Genomic DNA, 22,944 nt, shown 5'->3' with positions numbered 1-22,944 from the left:
GCCGTCTTCTGGGCATGGATCACCTTTTTCGCGTGGGGATGAGGGGGAACACATAGATTGAACTAGATGGCCTGCTTCGCGGCAATATCTATTAGGAAACTTCAGAGATTAAAACAATTCCCCCACCGATTGACCGGCCGCAGCTGCCGCTCCCGAGACCACCACGGCGGCGGCAGCTCCCGCCGTCAAGAAGACCACCGCCGCACCTGCGAAGAAGGCGGCGCCCGGCTTCGGCGATCCCGTGCGCGACGGCAAGTTCGAATTCACGGTCAGCAAGATGGACTGCTCGAAGTCCGAGGTCGGCAGCTCGTTCCTCAACAAGAAGGCACAGGGCAAGTTCTGCCAGATCACGGTGAAGGTAGAGAACATCGGCAAGGAGGCTCAGTATTTCGACGGTTCGTCGCAGAAAGCGCTGGATGCCAAGGGCACCGAGTTCTCGAACGACGGGGCTGCCGAGATCTACGCCAACGAGAACAGCGAGACGTTCCTCAACGAGATCAACCCCGGCAACAGCGCGAGAGGCAAGCTGATCTTCGACGTTCCGGACTCGGCCAAGCTCACCAAGCTCGTCCTGCACGACAGCATGTTCTCGGGCGGCGTCGAGGTGGCGTTGTCCTAGCTTCTGTCGTGCCCGAGCAGGTGGGCGAGTTGCTCGGTCGGGGAGGTGGTGGCGGCTGCAGGGACCGGGTCGGCGTACATGACGCCGCGGAGGCGGTCCGGGATGACGGTGGCTGCGTGGTGGAGGCATCGGTCGGCGATCCCGTCGGGTGCCTCGCTCGGCTGGCCGGTTGCGACGGCCAGGTCCCAGCCGTGGGTGACGGTTTCGACGGTGAAGCCGCGGGCGGCGTTCAACGCCGTGCATGGACCCCACGGTGCGGTGACCTGGTCGTCGGGGGTGAGTTCGAGCCAGGCGGCGCGGATCTCGGCGGCCAGCTCGGCGTAGGTGGCGGCCGGGCCGGCGTCGGGGACGTCCGTGATCACGTGGGGGATGGCTCGGGTGGAGATGCCGCGGGCCGTGCCGAGGCCTCGATGGGCCGTGCCCAGGAGGTGGCCCTGCAGGGTTCGGACGGTGAAGTCCTTGCAGGGGGTCGGGCGATCCAGGTCAGCGGCGCTGGTCGCGTGCATGAGGGCGGTTACCCAATTGAGGGCGGTGAAGTAGTCCTGGCCGAATTCCACGGCTCTTGATATCAGGACCTGGCGATCTCGGCGGCGAGCATCTCGGCGATCTGGACCGTGTTGAGGGCGGCGCCCTTGCGCATGTTGTCGCCGGTGATGAAGAGGTCAAGGGCCCGGGGGTCGTCCATGGCCCGGCGGATGCGGCCGACCCAGGACGGGTCGGTGCCGACCGCGTCGATGGGCATGGGGAATTCGCCGGCCTCGGGGTCGTCGACGAGGATGACGCCGGGGGCGTTGCGGAGGACCTGGCGGGCCTCGTCGGCGGTGATCTCGGAGCCGAAGACGGCGTGGACCGCGACGGAGTGGCCGGTGACGACGGGGACCTGGACGCAGGTGGCGGAGACCTTGAGGTCGGGCAGGGCGAGGATCTTGCGGGACTCGTCGCGGAGTTTGAGCTCGTCGGAGGACCAGCCGAGCGGGCCGAAGTCGCCGGCCCAGGGGACCACGTTGAGGGCGAGCGGGGCCGGGAAGGGGCCGAGGTCGTCGCCGACCGCCTGGCGGACGTTGCCGGGGCGGGAGCCGAGGGTGCGGTCGCCCGCGACCTTGCTGAGCTGGTCGTGCAGGATGTCGACGCCGATCTGGCCGGCGCCCGAGACCGACTGGTAGGAGGCGACGACCAGCTCGCGCAACTCGTACTCGTGGTGGAGCGGGGCGATCGCCATGAGCATGGTCATGGTGGTGCAGTTGGCGTTGGCCACGATGCCGCGCGGGCGGTAACGCAGAGCCTCGCCGTTGATCTCCGGCACGACCAGGGGGACGTCGCGCTCCATCCGCCAGGCGGGGGAGTTGTCGACGACGGTGACGCCGCGGCCGGCGGCGATGGGTGCCCATTCGCGGGAGAGCTCGTCGGGGATGTCGAACATCGCGACGTCGACGCCGTCGAAGACCTCGGGGGTCAGCTCCTGGACGGTCAGCTGCTCACCGCGGCAGGGCAGCTCCTTGCCGGCCGAGCGGGCCGACGCGATCAGCCTGATCTCGCCCCACACGTTGCGGCGGGAGGTCAGCAGCTCACGCATCACCGTGCCGACGGAGCCGGTGGCTCCGACGACCGCGAGGGTGGGCTGCCGACCCATGGCCGGCTTTACCGGCCGGTCCCCGCGTAGACGACGGCAGTCTCGGTCCCACCGAGCTCGAACGTGTCGTGGACCGCGCGGACGGCGGTGTCGAGGTCGCTGTCGCGGCAGACCACCGAGACGCGGATCTCCGAGGTGGAGATCATCTCGATGTTGACGCCGGCCTCGCCGATGCAGGCGAAGAAGGAGGCCGCGACGCCCGGGTGCGAGCGCATCCCGGCGCCGATCAGCGACACCTTGCCGACGTGGTCGTCGAAGAGCAGGCTCTTGAACTTGATCTGTTCCTTGATCTTGTCCAGCGCCGCCATCGCGGTCGGGCCGTCGGCCTTCGGCAGCGTGAACGAGATGTCGGTGCGCCCGGTGCCCTCGGTCGACACGTTCTGCACGATCATGTCGATGTTGATCTCGGCCTTGGCGACCGTCTCGAAGATCCGGCCGGCCGAGCCGGGCTCGTCGGGCACGCCGACGATCGTGATCTTCGCTTCGCTGCGGTCGTGGGCGACCCCGGTGATCAGTGCTTGTTCCACGCCAGGGTCCTCCATCGAGCCGGTGACGAACGTGCCTTCTTTGTTCGAGTACGAAGAGCGTACGTGGATCGGCACCTTGAAGCGCCGCGCGTATTCCACGCATCGCAACATCAGCACCTTCGCCCCGCCGGCGGCGAGCTCCAGCATCTCCTCGTAAGTGATCTTCTTGATGTGCTGGGCGTCCGGCACGATCCGCGGGTCGGCGGTGAAGACGCCGTCGACGTCGGTGTAGATCTCGCAGACGTCGGCGTGCAGCGCCGCGGCCAGCGCGACGGCGGTCGTGTCCGAGCCACCGCGGCCCAGGGTGGTGATGTCCTTGGTGTCCTGCGAGACGCCCTGGAACCCGGCGACGATCGCGATCGCGCCCTCGTCGAGCGCGGTGCGCAGCCGGCCCGGTGTCACGTCGATGATCCGCGCCTTGCCGTGCCGCGACGTCGTCAGCACCCCCGCCTGCGAGCCCGTGTAGGACCGGGCCTCGTAGCCGAGGTTGTGGATCGCCATCGCGAGCAGCGCCATCGAGATGCGCTCGCCCGCGGTCAGCAGCATGTCCAGCTCGCGGCCGGGCGGCAGCGGGGTCACCTGATTGGCCAGGTCGAGCAGGTTGTCGGTGGTGTCACCCATCGCGGACACCACGACCACCACGTCATGACCGGCCTTGCGGGCATCCACGACGCGCTCCGCCACACGCTTGATGCGCTCGGCGTCGGCGACGGACGAACCGCCGTACTTCTGCACCACCACGGCCACGGCAGCCGGCCCCTTCCACATGAAGCTCGACAAAAAGTCTGAAGAGCGCGTCAATCGCTGACCAGACTAGCCGCGACCCGGCTCGGCCCCCGCATGCGATCCCAGAATCCGGCCGGTTGACCACAACACGCTGTGAACGGACGACGGCACCGCGACACGCCGACGCGGGGTTCCGGGGCGGCAACGGCCGCTTCGCGCACGGGGAGGCGAGAATGTCTCGATGCGCTCCCGCCCCCTCTCGCGCGTTTTGTCCGCCCTGGCCGCCACCATGCTGACCGCCGGGCTCTCGGCGTGCGGCGATGAGCCCGCGGAGCCGACCGCCGGCCCCTCGCCGTCGGCCAGCGCACCCGAGGAGGACGTCACCGATGCCCGCGTCGAGCTGGCCGCCCGCGCTGCCCGGGCGGAGGATCACCGGTTCACCGCGCTCTACACGTTCGACGTGCCGGGTGAGTCCCAGCGCTCGGTGATGGCCACGATGGCGACCGACGGGAGCTGGCGGGTGGACATCCCGCGTGGCGCGCTCGGGGACACCGCGGATGTCGCGATCGCCGAGACCGAGGCCGGGTTGTTCCAGTGCGCGGTCTCGTCGGCGACCTACCAGGTGGTGCCGTCCTGCGTACGCGTGGCCGACCGGGGCGACCGCGTCCCGAAGAAGTACGACCCGAAGGCCGAACGGGTCTTCCGGCAGTGGCTCCCGGTCTTCACCGACCGCCAGTCCCCGCTGTCGGTGACCGCCGCACAGCCGCTGCCCGGGTCGACGGGTAACTGTTACTCCATCGACTCGATCTCCGCTTCGCTCTCCGCGCCGGTCGACGTCGGCATCTACTGCTACGCCGAGGACGGCCTGCTCACCGCGGCCCGCGTCGGCTTCGGAACCCTGACCATCGCGGGTACGCCCGCCGCGCCCCCTTCCACCATCGATCTCCCCGGCCCCGTGACCGGCGGCGACCCGATGGGACTGGACGCGCCCCCACCGCCGCCGGTCGAGCCGGCCACCACGCCGTCGGACAATCTCGTGGTGCCGTCCCCGTCCGCGTGACGCTCGCCGCGTGCCCTTCTGTTCCCACGATCCGGGCGTAGAGTTAGCCGCGGCCGTTCGGTTCACGTAGGGTTGATCTCGACATGCTGCACGCGTTTCTTCTCCTTCGCTGCCGCGACGAGGCCCCATCACAGGCCGGCACCTCGTCGCGGAGTTGATGCGCGCCGGTCGTTCCTCGTGAACTGACCACACCCATCAGGAGCTCGCATGTCCAGCGACGTAAGCACTGACCCCATCGCACAGCAAGACCCCTTTGGTCGGCAGGCCCCCAGTGGCATGCCTTTCCAGCGATACGAAGCCTTCCAGAAGCAGTTCGCCGTCGACCTGCCCGACCGCCAGTGGCCCGCCAAGCGCACGGAGCAGGCCCCGCGCTGGTGCGCCGTCGACCTGCGCGACGGCAACCAGGCGCTGATCGACCCGATGTCCCCCGAGCGCAAGCGGCGCATGTTCAGCCTGCTGGTCGCGATGGGCTACAAGGAGATCGAGGTCGGCTTCCCGGCCGCCAGCCAGACCGACTTCGACTTCGTCCGCCAGCTCATCGAGCAGGACCTGATCCCCGACGACGTGACGATCCAGGTGCTGGTGCAGTGCCGCGAGCACCTGATCGACCGCACCTTCGAGTCGATCCGCGGTGCGAAGCGCGCGATCGTGCACTTCTACAACTCGACCTCGACGTTGCAGCGCCGGGTCGTCTTCGGCCTGGACAAGGCCGGCATCACCGACATCGCCACCACCGGGGCCCGGCTCTGTCAGAAGTATGCGGAGATCCACACCCCGGACACCGAGATCTACTACGAGTACTCGCCGGAGTCCTACACGGGCACCGAGCTGGAGTACGCCCTCGAGATCTGCTCGGCCGTGATCGACGTGATCGACCCCACCCCGGACCGCCCGCTGATCATCAACCTGCCGGCGACCGTCGAGATGGCCACCCCCAACGTGTACGCGGACAGCATCGAATGGATGCACCGCCACCTGCCCCGCCGCGAGAGCGTGATCCTCAGCCTGCACCCGCACAACGACCGCGGCACCGCCGTCGCCGCCGCCGAGCTGGGCATGCTGGCCGGCGCCGACCGCGTCGAGGGCTGCCTGTTCGGCAACGGCGAGCGCACCGGCAACGTCGACCTGGTCACCCTGGGGCTGAACCTGTTCTCCCAGGGCATCGACCCGATGATCAATTTCTCGCAGATCGACGAGATCAAGCGCGCCGTCGAGTACTGCAACCAGCTGCCCGTGCACGAGCGCCACCCGTACGTAGGCGATCTGGTCTACACCGCGTTCTCCGGCTCGCACCAGGACGCGATCAAGAAGGGCCTGGCAGCGCTCAACGAGGACGCCAAGGCAGCCGGCAAGGACGTCGACGAGTTCACGTGGGGCGTGCCCTACCTGCCGATCGACCCGAAGGACCTGGGCCGCACCTACGAGGCCGTGATCCGGGTCAACTCGCAGTCCGGCAAGGGCGGCGTGGCGTACATCATGAAGGAGGAGCACAAGTTCGACCTGCCGCGACGGCTGCAGATCGAGTTCTCCGGCGTGGTGCAGCACGTGACCGACGCCGAGGGTGGCGAGGTCGGCCCGCAGCAGATGTGGGACATCTTCGCCAACGAGTACCTCATCGACCACCAGCAGTTCGGCATCATCGACCTGGAGCGCTACTCCACGGCGACGGTGGACGGCAAGGTCGAGATCGACGCGGAGATCCGGCACCGCAACACCCGCCGCCCGCTCGTCGGCGTCGGCAACGGCCCGATCGACGCGTACGTGCAGGCACTGGAGCCGCTGGACATCCACGTCCGCGTCCTCGACTACGCGGAGCACGCGCTCACCTCCGGCGAGGACGCCCGCGCGGCGGCCTATGTGGAATGTGAGATCAACGGCCGCACGGTCTGGGGCGTCGGCGTCGACGCCAACATCGTCACCGCCTCCATCAAGGCCGTGACCAGCGCTGTCAACCGGGTGCGCTGAGTCCCTGCAGCCTTCCCGCTGCTTTCCCGCTGCTTTCCTGCTGCTTTCCCGCGCGTCGACCGGTGACCCCGGCGGCGCGCGGGAGATACCCGGCACGGATGACTTGCCGCGCGAATCGGGCGTACGTTTCGTACGCTTTGGAACGTGCCCCCTCGTTTCGCCCTTCCCCTCGCCGCTGCCCTCCTCACCCTGACCGCAGCCGCCGGCTGTGACGTCACCACCACCGACGGCTCAGGCTCCCCCGGAGCCACCACGACGAGCGACTCCGGCGGCCAGAGCGCCGGTGACGCCAACGCCCAGCTCAGCAAGCTGACCGTCGCCAAGGAAAGCTCGATGAGCGGCTACAGCCGGGAAAAGTTCCCCCACTGGCGCAGCGCGGGCTCCAACTGCGACACCCGCGACAAGGTCCTCCAGCGCGACGGCACCAAGGTCAAGCTCTCCGGTTGCAACGTGGTCGCCGGCACGTGGACCAGCTTCTACGACGGCGACAAGATCACCGACCCGTCCAAGGTCGACATCGACCACATGGTCCCGCTCGCCAACGCCTGGCGTTCCGGCGCCGCCAAGTGGGACACCGACAAGCGCGGCGACTTCGCCAACGATCTCAACGATCCCCAGCTCATCGCGGTTTCAGCGTCGTCCAACCGGTCAAAGGGTGACCAGGACCCGTCAACCTGGAAACCTGAACTGACCAGCTCCTGGTGCGAATACGCCAAAGACTGGATCTCGGTGAAGACCACCTGGAAACTGACGGTGACCGACAAAGAGAAGACCGCCCTGGACGACATGCTGAGGAAGTGCTGATGAGCGACCCCGCAACGACGCCGGCCGCCCCAACAGACCCGGCCAAGCCCGCTGCCGCCGAAGCGCCTGCTGCCACCGAAGCGCCTCCTACCGCCGAAGCGCCCGCCGCTGAGCAGCCAGCCGCGGCGGGGGACAGCAAGAGCACCGACATCGTTGCTGGTCAGGGCGGGGTGATGACCGACGAGGTCGGCGTCGTCACCGGCGATCTCACCCTGCGCAGCGAGCTCTCCGCCGGCACCGTCGTGGTCAAGGTCCAATACAAGGACGCCGACGAGTGGTACGCCGTGACGGGCGCCAAAGCCACCCTCAAGGACCCCGCCGACCTCGAAGCGGTCCACGCGATCGCCGTCGGCATCCTGAACCGGCCCGAGGGCTGACCGGCAGGCTCCTTTACAGATCGACGATAGGCTATGTAGCGTCCGCACATGGCCATCCCCGTCATGTCCCGCCTACTCGCCACGGCGGCGCTGACCCTCCCCCTGTTCGCCATCCCCCACCCAGCCGCCGCAGCACCGGCCCGATCCGGCCCGACAGACGCAACGCAGACCACATCAACGTTGAACAAATCAATGTTGACTGAATCAATGTTGACCGGCTCAACGCTCGCCGCCCCGACGCTGACCAAATCAACGCTGACCAAATCAACGCTGACCACATCAACGCTGACCACATCGACGTTGACCAGATCGATGCTCGCCGGGCCCACTGGGCCGATGCTCTCGAGCGTCATCCCGGCGCCCGTTGAGGTCAGGCCCGATCCGGGAGCGACGTTCCGGCTCGGGGCGTTGACCGTGATTCGGACGCAGCCGGGGTCGGACGCTGCCCGCTCGGTGGGTGATCTGCTTGCCCGTGAGCTGCGGCCGGCCACGGGATTCGGGTTGCCCGTGCTACCCGTCGCACCGCGGGCTTTGCCGACGATCTCATTGATGCTCGGTGCGCGCGACAACCGGCTGGGCGATGAGGGCTATCGGCTGGCGGTGAGCCCGACGAGCGTGACGATCAGGGCGAACAAGGCGGCCGGGCTGTTCGCGGGGACGCGTACGTTGCTTCAGCTCCTGCCCGCGGAGATCGACTCGCCGCGAGTGGTGCGCCGGGTGTGGACGGTGGCGGGGGGCGACATCGTGGACTATCCGCGGTTCGCCTATCGGGGCGCGATGCTTGATGAGGCTCGGCACTTCCACACGCCGAGGGAGGTCAGGGCGTATATCGACGAGATCAGCCGGTTCAAGGTCAACTACCTGCACCTGCATCTCTCCGACGACCAGGGCTGGCGGATCCAGATCGACAGCTGGCCGCGGCTCACCTCGGTCAGCGGCGGGGCCGGCACGGGCGTCGACGGCGAGGGGCCCGGATTCCTGACCAAAGCCCAATACAAGGACATCGTTGCGTACGCCGCCAAGCGCTACGTCACGATCGTGCCCGAGATCGACATGCCGGGTCATGTGAACGCGGCTCAGGTGGCGTACCCGTCGCTGACGTGTGACGGCGTGGCGCCGGCGCCGCGGACGGACACCGAGGTCGGTTACAGCTCGCTGTGCATCGGGTCGGACACCACCTACCGGTTCGTCGAGGACGTGATCCGGGAGTTGGCGGCGATTACGCCGGGGCCGTACCTCCACATCGGTGGCGACGAGGCGCAGGCCACCAGCGACGCCGACTACGTCGCATTCCAGCAGCGGGTGCTGCCGTTGGTCGCGAAATACGGCAAGACCGCCTACGGCTGGAACGAGATCGCCAAAGCGCCCGCGGCGTCCACCGCCGTCGCGCAGTTCTGGGGCACCGACACCACCGAACCCGACCTGGCAGCGGCCGTCACGACCGGTACGAAGGTGGTCATGTCCCCGGCGAACAAGGCGTACCTGGACATGAAGTACAACCCGTCCACGCCGCTGGGCCAGGACTGGGCCGCCCTGATCGAGGTGCGCGACGCCTACGGCTGGGATCCGGCGACGCGCGTGGCCGGTGTCGGCGAGAACGCGGTCATCGGCGTGGAGGCCCCGCTCTGGTCCGAGACATTGCGCGACCTGGACGACATCGAGTTCATGGCGTTCCCGCGCCTGCCGGCGATCGCCGAACTCGGCTGGTCACCGCGGTCGACCCACGACTGGGACTCGTTCGCCGCCCGCCTCGGCGCCTACGGCCCCCGCTGGACCCAGCAGGGCGTCAACTTCTACCCGTCACCCCAGATCGCCTGGTCTTAGGTTTTCGGAGCTCAGCCACTCACGCACAAAGAAGGGCCCGGAGATCCGTTCTGGAGCGCTGGCGCTCTGTTACTACCCAAGCCTGGACTATCAGTCGGCGGAGCTTGGATCTCCGGGCCCGGCCTCGACGGGAGTTGCGGTCAGCACCACCCACCGAGCTACGACATCTGCATTTAGCTCTTACGCATTTGAACTTGCCGGCCGACGACCCGCGACAACCTCATCTTCGGCGACCGGGAAATGGCATGCCGTCTGGTGGGATGCCGGGTCGCCGAGGCGGGCGGTCAGAGCCGGATCCTCGGTGGCGCAGATGTCCTGGGCCTTCCAGCAGCGCGTGCGGAAACGGCAACCCGAGGGCGGGTTGATCGGGCTCGGAACGTCACCGGTGAGCAGGACCCGGTTGCGCTGTGCACTGTTGCGACGGGCCGGGTCGGGCGTCGGGACCGCGGACATCAGCGCGACCGTGTACGGGTGTCGGGGGTTGCTGTAGAGCTGGTCGCGGTCGGCGATCTCCACGATCTTGCCGAGGTACATGACGGCGACGCGGTCCGAGATGTGCCGGACCACCGACAGGTCGTGCGCGATGAAGACATAGGTCAGGTCGAACTCTTTTTGCAGGTCGTCGAGGAGGTTGACGACCTGCGCCTGGATCGACACGTCGAGCGCGCTGACCGGTTCGTCCGCGACGATCAGCTTCGGGCGCAGGGCCAGCGCGCGGGCGATGCCGATGCGCTGGCGCTGGCCGCCGGAGAACTCGTGCGGGTAGCGGTTGTAGTGCTCGGGGTTGAGGCCGACCAGCTTGAGCAGGTCCTGGACCGCGGCCTTGACGCCCTTCGGGGTCGGGATCTTCTGGATCTGCAGCGGCGCCGCGATGATCGAGCCGACCGTGTGCCGCGGGTTCAACGACGAGTACGGGTCCTGGAAGATCATCTGCACGTCGCGGCGCAGCGGGCGCAGACCCTTGTTGCCGACATGGCTGACGTCGCGTCCCTCGAAGACCACCTTGCCGGCGGTCGGCTCGAGGATGCGGGTCATCAGCCGGCCCGTCGTCGACTTGCCGCAGCCGGACTCGCCGACCAGGCCGACGGTCTCGCCCTTCGCCACGGTCAGGTCGATGCCGTCGACCGCCCGCACCGCGCCGACCTTGCGCTTGAAGACGCCCCGGGTGATCGGGAAGTGCATCTGCAAACCGCTGATCTCGAGCAGGTTCTCGCGCTCGCCCCGAGCCGCTTCAGTCATGCTCTCCTGGCCCTTCACTCGTTCCTCGCTCCGGTGCAGTCGATCATGACGCTTTTGTCTCACTCCAGCTGGCGCTCACAGGTTCGGAGCGACTTCCTGCTCGTAGATCTTCTGGCGGTCTTCGGCCGGAAGGTGACAGGCGACGGCGTGGACGCCTCCGCGCAGCTCGGGCGTCTCGGTGAAGGACCGGTCGCCGTTGCGGCCCGCGTACGGGCAGCGGGGGTGGAACGCGCAGCCGGACGGCAGGTTGATGAGGCTCGGCGGGGAGCCCTTGACCGGGGTGAGCCGATCGCGCAGCTCCCGGTCGAGGCGGGGCATGGAACCGAGCAGGCCCCAGGTGTACGGGTGCTGCGGCTCGTGGAAGACGTCCGCGGCCGGTCCCCGCTCGATGACCTTGCCGCCGTACATGACGAGCACGTCGTCGGCGAGCTCGGCGACCACGCCCAGGTCATGCGTGATCATGATGACCGCGGAGCCGAACTCCTGTTGCAGGTCCCGGATCAGGTCGAGGATCTGGGCCTGCACGGTGACGTCGAGCGCCGTGGTCGGTTCGTCGGCGATCAGCAGCTTCGGGTCGTTGACCAGCGCCATCGCGATCATCGCGCGCTGGCGCATGCCGCCGGAGAACTGGTGGCCGTACTCGTTGAAGCGCTTCTCGGGCTGCGGGATGCCGACCCGCGCGAGCATGTCGATGGCCCGGACCCGGGCCTCCTTCTTCGACACCTTGTGGTGCACCCGGTACGCCTCGACGATCTGCGCACCGACCGTGTAGTAGGGGTGCATCGCGCTCAGCGGGTCCTGGAAGATCATCGCCATCTTGCCGCCACGCAGCTTGCGCACCTCCTCGTCGGAGGCGGTGACGAGCTCCTTGTCGTCCAGCCAGATCTCGCCGGAGACCGTGGCGTTGCTGCGGGTGCGGTGCAGACCCAGCACGGCGAGCGAGGTCACGCTCTTACCGGAACCGGATTCGCCCACGATGCCCAGTGTCTTGCCACGCTCGACGGCGAACGACGAGCCGGACACGGCCTTGACCACGCCGTCGTCGGTGTTGAACCGGACGGTCAGATCCTTGACCTCGAGGAACGGGCGCTTGGCGGGACCGGCCGGCGTGGTGAGGCCCGCGAGGGAGTCAGTCGACATGGTTCTCTCCTCAGCCCAGCCGTACGCGTGGGTCGATCACGCTGTAGAGCAGGTCGACGATGAGGTTGATGACGACGATGAAGATCGCCGCGATGAGCGTGACGCCGAGGATCACCGGCAGGTCGTTCTGGCGGATCGCCGTCAGCGCCTGATATCCCAGGCCGCGCAGGTTGAACACCTGCTCGGTGAGGATGGCGCCGGCCAGCAGGGTGCCGAAGTCCAGACCGAAGACCGTGACCAGCGGTGTCAGCACGGCGCGCAGGCCATGCTTACCGATGACCGTACGCTCGGGAAGTCCCTTGGACCGCGCCGTACGGATGTAGTCCTCGCCCAGCGTCTCCAGCATGTTGGCGCGGGTGAGCCGGGCGTACGTCGCCGCGAACAGGAACGCCAGCGTGACCCACGGCAGGATCAGACCGGTGAACCAGCCCGCCGGATCCTCCAGGAACGGGGTGTACGCGGCATCCGGTAACCACCCCAGCTCATGGATGAAGATCAGCAGAGCCAGCTGACCGGTGAAGTAGATGGGTAGCGAGACACCGGCCAACGCCCCTGTCATCGCCGCTCTGTCGAGGAAGGTCCCCCGTTTCAGTGCGGAGAGTACGCCGGTGGCCACGCCGAACAGGACCCACAGGATCGCCGCCCCGATCGCCAGAGACAGCGTCACCGGGATGTCGCTGATCAGCAGGGGGGTCACCTCCTGCTCGGTCTTGAACGAGTAGCCGAGGCAGGGCGCGTCGCAGTGCGTCACGTCCGCGCCGTTGGCGTAGTCGCGGCCGGCGACGAGGCCCTTCAGGAACTTGCCGTACTGCACCGGGATCGGGTCGTCGAGTCCGAGCTTGGTACGGATGCCTTCGAGCGAAGCAGGGTCGGCGGTCTTGCCGATGTAGAGCAGCGCCGGATCGCTCCCCGTGATGGTGGGGACCGCGAAGAAGATGCCGAAGGTCACCATCGTGACCACCAGCAACGTGATCACGGCGTTGACGATCCGCCGAATGAGGTAAGACAGCACGACTATCGGCCGTACAACGAGCGGGCGCCGATTCCTCGCGGAACCGGCGCCCGCCCACTGCGGGCGGCCTTCACCTGCCCTTCGATCTACCCGTTACTCAAGTGCGGGCGAGGTTTGTTACTTGCCGTCGCTGACGCCGAGGGCCTGGAAGTCAACCATGCCGAAGCCGTCGTGGATGTAGACGTTCGTGAGCCGCGGGTTGCGGTAGTTGAGCGCCTTGTCGAACACGAAGGGCAGGTAGTACGCGCCCTCCATGACCTTCTCGTTGATCTGCTTGTACAGGTCGGCAGCCTTTGCCGGGTCGGTCTCGAGCGCGGCCTGGTCGAACAGCGCGTCGATCGACGGGTCCGCGATCTCCGGCAGGTTGTAGTTGCCGTTGTCCTGGATGTACCGGCTGTCGACGAGCGCCTGCAGGTAGCCGGTGCCGGTCTGCCAGTCGGCACCCCAGCCGCCGATGATGATGCCGTAGCCGTTCTTCAGGACGTTCGAGGGCGAACCGGTCACCGAGGCGACCTGCGAACCGTCGTACTGGTCGATCGTCGCCTTGATGCCGACCTCGCCCAGCGCGGCCTGCAGCGCCTCAGCGGTCTTGACCTCGGCCGGCCGGTTGTTACGGACGGCGATCTTGGTGCTGAAGCCGTTCGGCTGGCCACAGGCGGCGAGCGCCTGCTTGGCCTTGTCGACCTGCGGCTTGCCCTGCGCGCGACCGTACGGGTCGTACGACGGGTCCGAGCCGGCGATGTTCGGGGGCAGCATGTTCGTGCCGATGTCGCCACCGGCCACCGGGCCACCACGAGCGGTCTGCAGCGTGGTCGGGTCGGAGGCGTAGATGACGGCCTTGCGGCAGTCGACCTTGTCGAACGGCGCGACCTTGGTGACCAGGCCGGCGTACCGGATGAAGCCGGTGACCGGCGCGTCGGCGTAAGCCTTCTTCGCCGGGTCCTGCAGGATCTCGGCGCGAGCCTTGGCCTGCACACCGGTCTGGCCGACGTCGATGTCCGCGGTCCCGGCCTCGAGGCGGGAGTCGAGGTCCTCGGCGTTGGTCGTGATGGTCAGGTTGATCGCGTCCGGCAGCGCCTTACGGATCGTGTCCGTGCTCTGGTCCCAGTTGGGGTTGCGCACGAACTTGAGGCTCTTGCCCGGGGAGTACTCGGAGATCATGTACGGGCCGGAAGCCACCGGCTTCTCGCCGTACTTGGCGCCGGTGTCCTTGGCGGCCGGGACGGGGCCCGCGCCCGGCATGGCCAGCAGGTAGGGCAGGTCAGCGAACGGCTTGGCCAGCTTGAAGACGATGGTCGAGTCGTCCGGCGTCTCGACCGACTTCAGGCCCAGCTTGTTCGGGTCGGTGTCCTTGTAGGGGCCGGGGTACTTCTGGCCCTGGTCCAGCTGCTCGATCAGGTAGGTCGGGCCGCCGGGCACGGTGTCCTGCGCGAAGACGCGCTCGATGCCGTACTTGACGTCCTTCGACGTGATCGGGGTGCCGTCGTCGAACTTGATGCCCGACTTGAGCTTGAAGGTGTACGTCTTCTTGTCCGCGCTGATCTCCGGCTCGGCCGACGCGAGGTCGGGCGTGAGCTTGAGGCCGTCCTTGCCGGGTGCACCGGCGTAGTCCATCAGCTTGCGGGTGTAGAGACGGTTCAGGTCCCACACGAACGCGTAGTAACCGCGCACCGGGTCCCACGAGTCGGCATCCTGGGAGGACCAGAGGTTCAGGGTCCCGCCCTTCTTGTCGCTCGCGTTGACTACCGACGTGACCGCCGCGTTGTAAGCGCTCTTGCCGGAGGTGCTGCTGTCACTGTCGCTGTCGGACTTGCCACCGCACGCGGCGGTGAGCCCCAAAGCGACGGCAACTCCTGCAGCCGCCACCGCCCTCGTTTTGCTGACCACCAGTTCTCCTACCTCCTTGAAACGGAACCAACCGGTTCCGTGGACCATGCGATGGTGCACCGGGCACCGCGGTCACACGCTCACGCGTGATCTAGCGGGCCTTCGGGTCGAGCGCATCCCGCAGACCATCACCGAAGAGGTTGAAGGCCAGCACGGTAATGAAGATCATGGAACCCGGAATGATCATGTACATGGGGTCGAACGTGTAATACGTCAAAGCGTCCGACAACATGCCGCCCCAGGACGGGTTCGGTGGGGGGATGCCCACGCCGAGGAAGCTCAGTGCGGCGTCCGTGAGGATGTTGGTGGGGATGATCAGCGTCGTGTAGACGAGGATCGGCGCGGCCAGGTTCGGCAGCAACTCCTTGAAGAGAATGCGGCCCGAGCGGGCACCGAGGCTCTTCGAAGCCTCGACGAACTCCCGCTCCCGCAGCGAGAGCGTCTGACCGCGGACAATGCGCCCGATGTACGGCCAGCCGAAGAAACCGATGACGCCGATCAGCACGATGACCCGCGACCAGCGGCCGTCCAACCCGAACAAGTCGTCCGGCAGGACCGAGACCAGCGCGATCGCGAACAGCAGCTGGGGGAAGGCGAGCAGGAAGTCCATGACCCGGCTGATCACCGAGTCGACCCAGCCGCCGAGATAACCGGCCGCGAGACCCAGCAGACCACCGAGGATCGTGGAGACGAGCGCGGAGAGAATCGCGACGACGAGGGTGGTCTGCGCGCCGTACAGGATCCGGCTGAAGATGTCGCGACCCGAGCCGGGCTCGACACCGAGCAGGAAGTCCTTGCTGATGCCGCCGTACGCACCGAGCGGGGTCTGGATCGTCGGATCGATCTGGTCGCCGTGGAACTCGTTGATCGGGTAACCCCAGAGCCGGGTCAGCACCGGAGCGAGGATCGCCATGATCACGAGCAGGATCACGACGACGGCGCCGGCAAGCGCGACCTTGTCCCTCTTGAGCCGCCGCCAGGCGATCTGCTTCAGGGAACGGCCGGCGATCGCCTTCTCGCCGGAACCACGCTCCGCGGCGGGGTCGTCGGTGGGCGCCGACCTCTCGTCGGTAATCGACGCCTCTGGGCCGATCGACATCTATCCGCCGGTCCTTTCCCCGGCCACCGACGCACGGTCGTCCACGGCCTCAGGCCGGGTAACGAACTCCCGCCGAGGCAATGGCTCCCGCAGCGCCCCGGCAACCGATCGGTTAACGCAAGCCTCGAGTGCCGTCCCCCGGGAACCGGCCGAGTCTGGCCGAGCCACGGAGGGACACGACAGCGGGTTTGCCGCCATCGCTAGGAACATTCACCTATGGCGGGGGGTCGGTCAAGGCCACCACGACTTCACGACTGCTATCCGTGTCTCGCTCGTGATGAGACCGTGACCTCAGCCCCCGTTCAGACCGAAAACTACCGGCTACGAGACGGCGAAGTGGGAGGAACCGGGCAAATATCCCGCGTTTACGGGGCCGAAACACGATGGGGTGGTCGGGGAGCCGTGCGGCCGAAGGGGGATCATCCATGTGATGGATGCCCGGCTAGCCCAGGCCGGATACCCGGACGATGCTTTCCGGCCCCTTCGGCGGCGCGATGAACCCCGTCAGACGGCGCGACGGCCCTCGAAGGCGCGGCCCAGCGTGATCTCATCGGCGTATTCCAGGTCGCCGCCGACCGGGAGGCCACTCGCCAGCCGGGTCACCGAGATGCCCATCGGCTTGATCATCAGCGCGAGGTAGGTGGCGGTCGCCTCCCCCTCGGTGTTGGGGTCGGTCGCGAGGATCAGCTCCTTCACCTCGCCGGTGCCCAAGCGCATCAGCAACTCACGGATCCGCAGATTGTCCGGGCCGATGCCCTCGAGCGGATTGATGGCGCCACCCAGGACGTGATAGCGGCCCCGGAACTCACCGGTGCGCTCGACAGCGACGATGTCCTTGGGCTCCTCGACAACGCAGAGCACCTCATTGGTACGCCGGGTGTCGCGGCAGACGCGGCACTGCTCCGACTCGGCCACGTTGAAGCAGGTCGTGCAGAAGCGGACCAGCTCCTTCACCTTGCGCAGGGTGGTGGCCAGCCGGTTCACGTCGGCCGGGTCCGCGGACAGGACGTGGAACGCGATCCGCTGGGCGCTCTTCGGGCCGACACCCGGCAACCGCCCCAGCTCGTCGATCAGGTCCTGGATGGCACCTTCATACACGGGCTCAGAACCCCGGCAGGGAGAGGCCGCCGAGACCGCCGGTGGCCGGACCCATCTTCTTCTCGGTCAGCTCCCGCTGCGCCTCGGCCGCGTTGTGGATCGCGGCGAGCACGAGGTCCTCCAGCGTCTCGACGTCGTCGGCGTCGACCGCCTTGGGGTCGATCTTCACGGACTTGAACTCGCCCAGCCCGGTCACCACCACCGTGACCAGTCCACCGCCCGCGGTGCCGGTCAGCTCAGCCTCGGCCAGCTCGGCCTGCGCCTGAGCGACCTGCTGCTGCATCTTCTGCGCCTGCTTCATGATCTGCTGCATGTTCGGCTGTCCACCGGGGCGCATCACATAACTCCTCTGAGAAGGGCTGTTGTAGCCATTGTCCCGCGTACCCATTCTCCCGCGCGAAGTCACCTGCGCGCGGAGCCAGGGTCAGGACTCGCTGATCGTCTCCGCGCCGAAGGCATCCCGGAGCAACTGCATCGCCTGCTGCTCGGAGCTCTGCCGCGCGGTCTTCTCGTCGATGACCTCGTCGAGCGGCTCATCACCGGGATCGAACCCCTCGATGGTCGCCTTCGGATCGGCATGCCGCGGCGGACCGTCGTACTCGGGGTCGTAAGGCGCTTCCTCGGTCGGCGACCCGTCCGCCCACGCGCCACTGTTATTGCCGGCGCTGCCGCCGCCGCGGTTCGCTGCGGCTTTGAGCGCCGCGGCTTGGGCCGCGCTGCGAACGGGGCTTGCCGCCGCGGGCGCCGCGTTACCGGCTGCTGCCCCGCCACTGTCTCCGGCGTTGCCGCGGGTTGCGGCGCCGGGCCGGTTGGTGGGGGCGCCTCCTCGGGCCGCGGCGGCGCGGGCGGCGGCGATCGCGCTGCTGGCCGCGGGCGCCCTGGCCGGAGCTGGCGGGTCGGCGGGCCTGGCCTGTGCGGGCTTGGCAGGGACCGGCGCGGCAGGCGCGGCGCCCGACACCGGGTGGGCCGACGTTGGGTGCGCTGATGCTGGGTGCGCTGATGCTGGGTGCGCTGATGCGGTGGGGGCGACGGCGGGTTCCACGTCCCACGGCGGGTTGTCCGAGTCGTCGGGTGACGCAGTCGGCACGACGGTCACGGGCGCCTCCGGACCCCCGCCCGGCGCCAAGCCGGTGCCCATCGACGCGCCTTCCGGCCCGACCGGTGCCCCTGCCGCAGCGGGCGCGGACCGCAGAGCGGCCACATCCCCGGGATCCGCGCTCTGCCCGCCGAGTGTGGCCGTCTCTGGCCACTCGTTGTCGTCGTCTTCTTCTTCCACGGACTCCGGAACCACGCTCCGGGCCGAACCACCCGGACGAACCGGCTCAGGCCACCCACCGTCATCATCCTCAGCCGCTGCGGCCTGGGCCGGCGCAGGCTCCCGTCCCCGGCTCTGCGCCTGCACGGACGCGACCTGGCCACTCCCACCGCCACGCTCAGCCTGGAAACTCCCACCCGCACGCGCGGACTCCGCACTCCCACCGCCACGCTCAGCCTGGGCACTTCCACCCGCCCGCACGGACTCCGCACTCCCGCCCGCACGCGCGGACTCTGGGCTACCGCCTGCACGCGCGGACTCCGCACTCCCACCGCCACGCACGGGATCCGGACTCCCGCCTGCACGCGCGGGTTCTGGGCTCCCGCCTGCACGCGCGGGTTCTGGGCTCCCGCCTGCACGTGCGGCCGGCGCCGGAGGTCCTGCCGGTGCGGGTTCGCGGGCGCCGCCGCCGTTGTCTCGCGGCGACGGACCCTGCGGACGACGCGGAGCGGAGCCACCACCGCCACCGCCGCCATCGCCCGCGACGTCACAGCGGATCGACCAGCGCGCGCCGAACTCCTCGTAGAGCGCGTCCGCGATCAGCTGAGGCTCTGCCGCGACCATCCGGGCGTGCGCGGGGAATCGGAACGTGAGCACCAGCGTCTGACCGTCGAAGTCCCGCACCGTGGCGCCCTGTGCCAGTGCCGCGATTTTCTTGCTCTGCCGCCCCACCGCGACCATGACCTCGGGCCACCGCTCGCGGATGGAGGCGGCGGTGAGCTGCCCCGGAACCGCAGCAACCCCCAGATCAACGTCATCCTCGGGCGCATCCGGCATGATCCCCGCAGGCTCAGCCCACCCGGACCCGCCCGACACCGGCCCACCGGAAACACCCGCCCCCGACACCGGCGCACTCGAACCCGGCGCCCCAGACACCGGCAAACCCGAGACCGGCGAACCCGACACCGGCGAACCCGAGACCGGCGCATTCGAAGCCGGCACGCTCGACACCGGCGAACTTGAGACCGGCGCGGTCCTGGAAGCCGGCGAGGTCGGCGCAGCCGAAACCGGCTCGGCAGCGGGAGGTGCGGACACCGGAGCAGGGGCCGTAGGAGCAGGGGCCGTAGGAGCAGGGGCCGTAGGAGCAGAAACAGGCGCAACAGCAGGCGCCGCCGAGACCGGATCCGACGCTCCCACCGGCGTGGCAGAAACCGGAGCAGCTGCCGAGCCACCCGCAGCCGGAGCTCCTCCACGCCGGCCCGCAGCAGCCAGAGCCGCGCGAGCAGCCGAGATCCCGCCACCCCCAGAAGCAACAGCATCACCGGCACCAACCGCCCCGCCCGCAGCCACACCGGGTGCCTGTGCGGGAGGCGCTGCCGCCAGGTCGATGGCGCCGGAGCCCGTGAAGCGGCGTTCCATGCGTTCGAGGCGCTGGAGGAGGGCGTTGCTGGAGTCGTCCGCGCCGGGCAGGAGCATGCGGGCGGTGATCAGCTCGAGCAGGAGGCGGGGTGCGGTGGTGCCGCGCATCTCGACCAGGCCGTTGTGCACGATGTCGGCGCAGCGGGAGAGGGTGGCCGGGCCGAGCCGGGTGGCCTGGGCGGTCATCTGGTCGAGCTGGTCGGCCGGGCCGTCGATCAAGCCCTTGGCGACGGCGTCCGGGACCTGTTGGAGGACGATCAGGTCACGGAAGCGTTCGAGCAGGTCGGAGGCGAAGCGGCGCGGGTCGTGGCCGGCTTCGGCGACCCGGTCGATCGTCTGGTAGGCCGCCGCTCCGTCGCCCGCGGCCAGCGCGTCACACATCTCGTCGAGGAGCGTGACGTCGGTGACGCCGAGCAGCGCCACCGCCCGGGGGTAGCTGACGCCTTCCGGCCCGGCGCCGGCGATGAGCTGGTCGAGCACCGAGAGGGTGTCCCGCGCGCTGCCACCGCCCGCACGCACGACCAGCGGGAAGACCGCCGGGTCGACGTGGACGCCCTCGGCCTCGGTGAGCTGCTGGAGGTAGGGGCGCAGGGTGGCGGGCGGGATCAGCCGGAAGGGGTAGTGGTGGGTCCGCGACCGGATCGTGCCGAGCACCTTCTCGGGCTCGGTGGTGGCGAAGATGAACTTGACGTATTCCGGCGGCTCCTCGACGAGCTTGAGCAGCGCGTTGAAGCCGGCCGACGAGACCATGTGCGCCTCGTCGATGACGTAGATCTTGTAACGGCTGTTGGCGGGGGCGAAGAACGCCTTCTCCCGCAGCTCACGAGCGTCGTCGACACCACCGTGGCTGGCCGCGTCGATCTCGATGACGTCGATCGACCCGGCGCCGTCGTTGGCCAGTGATTTACAGGAACCACAGACGCCACACGGCTCGGGCGTGGGACCCTGCTCACAGTTGAGCGAACGGGCCAGGATCCGGGCGCTGGACGTCTTTCCGCAGCCACGCGGCCCGGAGAACAGATAAGCATGGTTCAGCCGCCCGCTGCGCAGCGCCTGCGACAGCGGCTCGGTAACGTGTTCCTGCCCGATGACCTCGGCAAACGTGCGAGGCCGATACTTGCGGTAGAGGGCCAGTGCCACTCCTGCCTCCTCTGGACGACCGCGCCATTCTCCGTCGAGGGTGTGACAACAACAAACGCGATGCCCCAGAAGTGAAGGACCCCCCGTGCACCCGCCAGAGCCCGCTTATCCTTGCTGCCTTCCGGCCCTGGGGAGGTTCACGAGATAACGCCGCACGAGGGGCTGTGCACAGCGTACCCAACGCTTCTGACACCCCACCGGGCGGTCCCGGCGAAACCCGCTCGAGGGGTTCTGTATTCTGGCGCACGGAGGATTCGCCTAGTGGCCTAGGGCGCACGCTTGGAAAGCGTGTTGGGGGAAACCCCTCACGAGTTCGAATCTCGTATCCTCCGCCAGCAAGACCCAGCAAGACCCAGCAAGACCCAGCAAGACCCAGCAAGACCCAGCACCACCTGCACGACGTTGAAGGCCGGCCCCATCGGGACCGGCCTTCAGTCATGTCCGGGCACAAGAGCGGGAAAGGTGGCCTCGAGCTGCCAGCCGGCCGGGTGGCGGGACCCGAACGTGAGCTCCCCTCCGTACCCGTGGATGTCGGCAGTGAGGCTGACCAGCCCGAAGCCGCCGCCCGCGCGCTGAGATCCGGAAGCGGAGCCGCCAGGTTCGGTGGTGAGCCGCACGGTCAGCGTCCCGTCGCCCGGCACCGTGGTGATCGTCAGGAGCGTGCCCGGGCCGTCGTGGCGGAGTGCGTTGGTGGCAGCCTCGGCGATCAGGCGGTCGGTGATGTCCTGCAGCGGGGCCGGGAGCCGGGCCGGTGGGTGTCCCGAGATTCTCAGCCCGGCACCGCGCAGCATCTCCAGTCGCGGGCCCAGGGCGGGACCGGAGCCGGCGGCGGCCAATGCCTCCCGGACCTCCGCCAAGGCCGACCGGCCCGCGCCCAGCACGGTGTCGATGCGCTGCTCGGCGGCGCTGTCCAGGGACGTTGTCGCGCGTAGGGCCTCGGTCTGCAACAGCATCACGGTGACCGTGCGGGCGAGCGAGTCGTGCACCCGGCGGGCAAGGCGCTCGCGGTCCTCGGCTGCTGCCCGTTCCACCCGTTGCCGCAGGTGCTCGCTGCGTTCCATGCCTGCCAGCCACGCGACCGTCACCGTCACGATGGCCATCAGCAGGCCCTCGACCGGGCCGTGGCGGACAGCGCTGGCGGCCGCCATGGCCACTCCGACCGCCGGGCACAGCACCCATTTGACCTTGGGTGATCCGTGGGTGGCGGCGGTGTACAGCGCGATCGTCGCCGGGAAGAAGCCGATCGCGCGGGCCATCCCCAGGACCGTGTGCGCCGCCGTCGCGCTGCCTACGATCACAAGGACCGCGGATGGGAAGCGTCGCCGCCAGAAGAGCGGGAGCAGTTGGGCCACCGCGAGGGGGAGCGACACCGCCGTCCCCGAAAGAGCAAAGAGGACGGTCATCGCCGCGCCCAGGGCCAGGTCCCAGAAGCGGGCCCGGAACGCGTTCAGCATGGTCCTGAATACCATGGCCGGATGATCCGGCTCGTGATCGTCGACGACCAGGCGCTGGTCCGCGAGGGCCTGAGCCTGATCCTGGGTGCGCAACCGGATCTCGACGTGGTCGCGGAGCTGCCCGACGGCGCGGCCCTGCTGGAGCTGCTGAACGACGAGCCCGGAATCGCAGACGTGATCCTGCTGGATCTCTATCTGCCGGGCGAGGACGGCGTGCAGATCCTCCGGCGCGTGAGAGATGTGAAGGTGCTGATGCTGACCACCGTGGGCCGGGCGGTGGATGTGCAGCGGGCGCTGGCCGCGGGCGCTGACGGGTTCGTGCTCAAGGATGCGAGCGGGCTGGAGCTGGCGGCTGCGGTGCGGAGTGCGTACGCCGGAATGACCGCCCTGAGCTCGTCCGCGGCGCAGCTGCTCTGGCCGTCGCAAGCCGGACCACCGCCTGACGCCGGCGCTCGGCTACGCGGTCTCACACTGCGCGAGCGTGAGGTGCTCACCCTGCTGGGGCGTGGCCTGTCGAACCAGGACATAGCGCGTGACCTGGTGCTTGCCGAGCGTACGGTCAAAGTGCATGTCAGCAACGTGCTCGCGAAACTGGCGGTCTCCAGCCGGACACAAGCTGCTCTGGTCGCTCGTGACTGGTCCTGAAGAACTAGTAGGACTTTGTTAGGT

The 22,944-nt window shown here is 68.4% G+C and carries 19 protein-coding genes, 1 tRNA gene and 1 other RNA gene; 8 read left to right on the top strand and 13 right to left on the bottom strand.

Features of this window, described 5'->3' with window-relative positions:
* The first annotated feature begins 241 nt into the window (after nucleotides 1–241).
* On the top strand, nucleotides 242–619 hold the full coding sequence (locus Ahu01nite_RS44455; RefSeq protein WP_203842810.1) for a DUF4352 domain-containing protein: 378 nt from the start codon (nucleotides 242–244) through the stop codon (nucleotides 617–619).
* On the opposite strand, the gene Ahu01nite_RS44450 is transcribed toward Ahu01nite_RS44455, so the two are convergent.
* From Ahu01nite_RS44450 to Ahu01nite_RS44440, 3 genes are read right to left on the bottom strand one after another with little or no spacing between them, the layout of a single operon-like run.
* Nucleotides 616–1,176: a TIGR03086 family metal-binding protein gene (locus tag Ahu01nite_RS44450; protein ID WP_239159639.1), complete on the bottom strand. Its 561-nt coding sequence runs from the start codon at nucleotides 1,174–1,176 to the stop codon at nucleotides 616–618. The two genes, Ahu01nite_RS44455 and Ahu01nite_RS44450, sit on opposite strands and share 4 nt — an antisense overlap.
* An 11-nt stretch (nucleotides 1,177–1,187) precedes the next feature.
* Nucleotides 1,188–2,249, bottom strand: coding sequence for an aspartate-semialdehyde dehydrogenase (locus Ahu01nite_RS44445; RefSeq protein ID WP_203842809.1), 1,062 nt, complete (start codon nucleotides 2,247–2,249; stop codon nucleotides 1,188–1,190).
* Nucleotides 2,250–2,257: 8 nt separating this feature from the next.
* Nucleotides 2,258–3,523 (bottom strand): aspartate kinase, encoded by a 1,266-nt coding sequence (locus tag Ahu01nite_RS44440; protein WP_203842808.1) that lies wholly within the window; start codon nucleotides 3,521–3,523, stop codon nucleotides 2,258–2,260.
* Nucleotides 3,524–3,743: 220 nt separating this feature from the next.
* Between Ahu01nite_RS44440 and Ahu01nite_RS44435 the strand changes: the two genes are divergently transcribed.
* From Ahu01nite_RS44435 to Ahu01nite_RS44415, 5 genes are all read left to right on the top strand, one after another.
* The gene (locus tag Ahu01nite_RS44435) at nucleotides 3,744–4,562 is read left to right on the top strand and encodes a hypothetical protein (protein ID WP_203842807.1); all 819 of its coding nucleotides are present in this window, start codon (nucleotides 3,744–3,746) and stop codon (nucleotides 4,560–4,562) included.
* 207 nt (nucleotides 4,563–4,769) lie between these two features.
* A complete protein-coding gene (gene leuA, locus Ahu01nite_RS44430; RefSeq protein WP_203842806.1) occupies nucleotides 4,770–6,527 on the top strand; it encodes a 2-isopropylmalate synthase in 1,758 nt (585 codons plus the stop codon).
* A 144-nt stretch (nucleotides 6,528–6,671) separates the two neighbouring features.
* Nucleotides 6,672–7,331 (top strand): HNH endonuclease family protein, encoded by a 660-nt coding sequence (locus Ahu01nite_RS44425; protein WP_203842805.1) that lies wholly within the window; start codon nucleotides 6,672–6,674, stop codon nucleotides 7,329–7,331.
* Nucleotides 7,331–7,708 (top strand): hypothetical protein, encoded by a 378-nt coding sequence (locus Ahu01nite_RS44420; protein WP_203842804.1) that lies wholly within the window; start codon nucleotides 7,331–7,333, stop codon nucleotides 7,706–7,708. Before Ahu01nite_RS44425 ends, Ahu01nite_RS44420 begins: the two co-directional genes overlap by 1 nt.
* A gap of 207 nt (nucleotides 7,709–7,915) precedes the next feature.
* The gene (locus tag Ahu01nite_RS44415; RefSeq protein WP_239159638.1) at nucleotides 7,916–9,532 is read left to right on the top strand and encodes a beta-N-acetylhexosaminidase; all 1,617 of its coding nucleotides are present in this window, start codon (nucleotides 7,916–7,918) and stop codon (nucleotides 9,530–9,532) included.
* A gap of 180 nt (nucleotides 9,533–9,712) precedes the next feature.
* Here the strand turns inward: Ahu01nite_RS44415 and Ahu01nite_RS44410 are convergent, their stop codons facing one another.
* The 9 genes from Ahu01nite_RS44410 to ffs all read right to left on the bottom strand — a co-directional run bounded on the left by Ahu01nite_RS44410 (nucleotide 9,713) and on the right by ffs (nucleotide 20,988).
* The gene (locus Ahu01nite_RS44410) at nucleotides 9,713–10,771 is read right to left on the bottom strand and encodes an ABC transporter ATP-binding protein (RefSeq protein WP_203842803.1); all 1,059 of its coding nucleotides are present in this window, start codon (nucleotides 10,769–10,771) and stop codon (nucleotides 9,713–9,715) included.
* Nucleotides 10,772–10,846: 75 nt separating this feature from the next.
* Nucleotides 10,847–11,911: an ABC transporter ATP-binding protein gene (locus tag Ahu01nite_RS44405; protein ID WP_203842802.1), complete on the bottom strand. Its 1,065-nt coding sequence runs from the start codon at nucleotides 11,909–11,911 to the stop codon at nucleotides 10,847–10,849.
* 10 nt (nucleotides 11,912–11,921) lie between these two features.
* Nucleotides 11,922–12,923, bottom strand: a complete 1,002-nt coding sequence (locus tag Ahu01nite_RS44400; RefSeq protein ID WP_203842801.1) for an ABC transporter permease — start codon at nucleotides 12,921–12,923, stop codon at nucleotides 11,922–11,924.
* A 117-nt stretch (nucleotides 12,924–13,040) separates the two neighbouring features.
* Nucleotides 13,041–14,810 (bottom strand): ABC transporter substrate-binding protein, encoded by a 1,770-nt coding sequence (locus Ahu01nite_RS44395; RefSeq protein WP_203842800.1) that lies wholly within the window; start codon nucleotides 14,808–14,810, stop codon nucleotides 13,041–13,043.
* 91 nt (nucleotides 14,811–14,901) lie between these two features.
* A complete protein-coding gene (locus Ahu01nite_RS44390; protein WP_203842799.1) occupies nucleotides 14,902–15,909 on the bottom strand; it encodes an ABC transporter permease in 1,008 nt (335 codons plus the stop codon).
* A 504-nt stretch (nucleotides 15,910–16,413) separates the two neighbouring features.
* Nucleotides 16,414–17,007, bottom strand: a complete 594-nt coding sequence (gene recR / locus Ahu01nite_RS44385) for a recombination mediator RecR (protein ID WP_203842798.1) — start codon at nucleotides 17,005–17,007, stop codon at nucleotides 16,414–16,416.
* A 4-nt stretch (nucleotides 17,008–17,011) separates the two neighbouring features.
* Nucleotides 17,012–17,344: a YbaB/EbfC family nucleoid-associated protein gene (locus Ahu01nite_RS44380; RefSeq protein ID WP_203842797.1), complete on the bottom strand. Its 333-nt coding sequence runs from the start codon at nucleotides 17,342–17,344 to the stop codon at nucleotides 17,012–17,014.
* An 87-nt stretch (nucleotides 17,345–17,431) separates the two neighbouring features.
* Entirely contained in the window at nucleotides 17,432–20,821 is a 3,390-nt protein-coding gene (locus Ahu01nite_RS44375) for a DNA polymerase III subunit gamma and tau (protein ID WP_203842796.1), read from the bottom strand.
* A gap of 71 nt (nucleotides 20,822–20,892) precedes the next feature.
* An RNA gene (ffs, locus tag Ahu01nite_RS44370) (signal recognition particle sRNA small type) lies at nucleotides 20,893–20,988 on the bottom strand.
* 80 nt (nucleotides 20,989–21,068) lie between these two features.
* On the opposite strand from ffs, the gene Ahu01nite_RS44365 reads away from it, so the two are divergent.
* Nucleotides 21,069–21,156, top strand: a tRNA-Ser gene (locus Ahu01nite_RS44365).
* 96 nt (nucleotides 21,157–21,252) lie between these two features.
* Here the strand turns inward: Ahu01nite_RS44365 and Ahu01nite_RS44360 are convergent.
* Nucleotides 21,253–22,290, bottom strand: coding sequence for a sensor histidine kinase (locus Ahu01nite_RS44360; protein WP_203842795.1), 1,038 nt, complete (start codon nucleotides 22,288–22,290; stop codon nucleotides 21,253–21,255).
* A gap of 6 nt (nucleotides 22,291–22,296) precedes the next feature.
* On the opposite strand from Ahu01nite_RS44360, the gene Ahu01nite_RS44355 reads away from it, so the two are divergent.
* A complete protein-coding gene (locus Ahu01nite_RS44355) occupies nucleotides 22,297–22,920 on the top strand; it encodes a response regulator (protein WP_203842794.1) in 624 nt (207 codons plus the stop codon).
* Nucleotides 22,921–22,944 lie beyond the last annotated feature (24 nt).

It is taken from the genome of Winogradskya humida (assembly GCF_016862215.1).
GTDB classification, from domain to species: domain Bacteria; phylum Actinomycetota; class Actinomycetes; order Mycobacteriales; family Micromonosporaceae; genus Actinoplanes; species Actinoplanes humidus.
The sequence above is the reverse complement of the archived record's forward strand: the minus strand, read 5'-3'. Positions and strand labels throughout refer to the sequence as shown.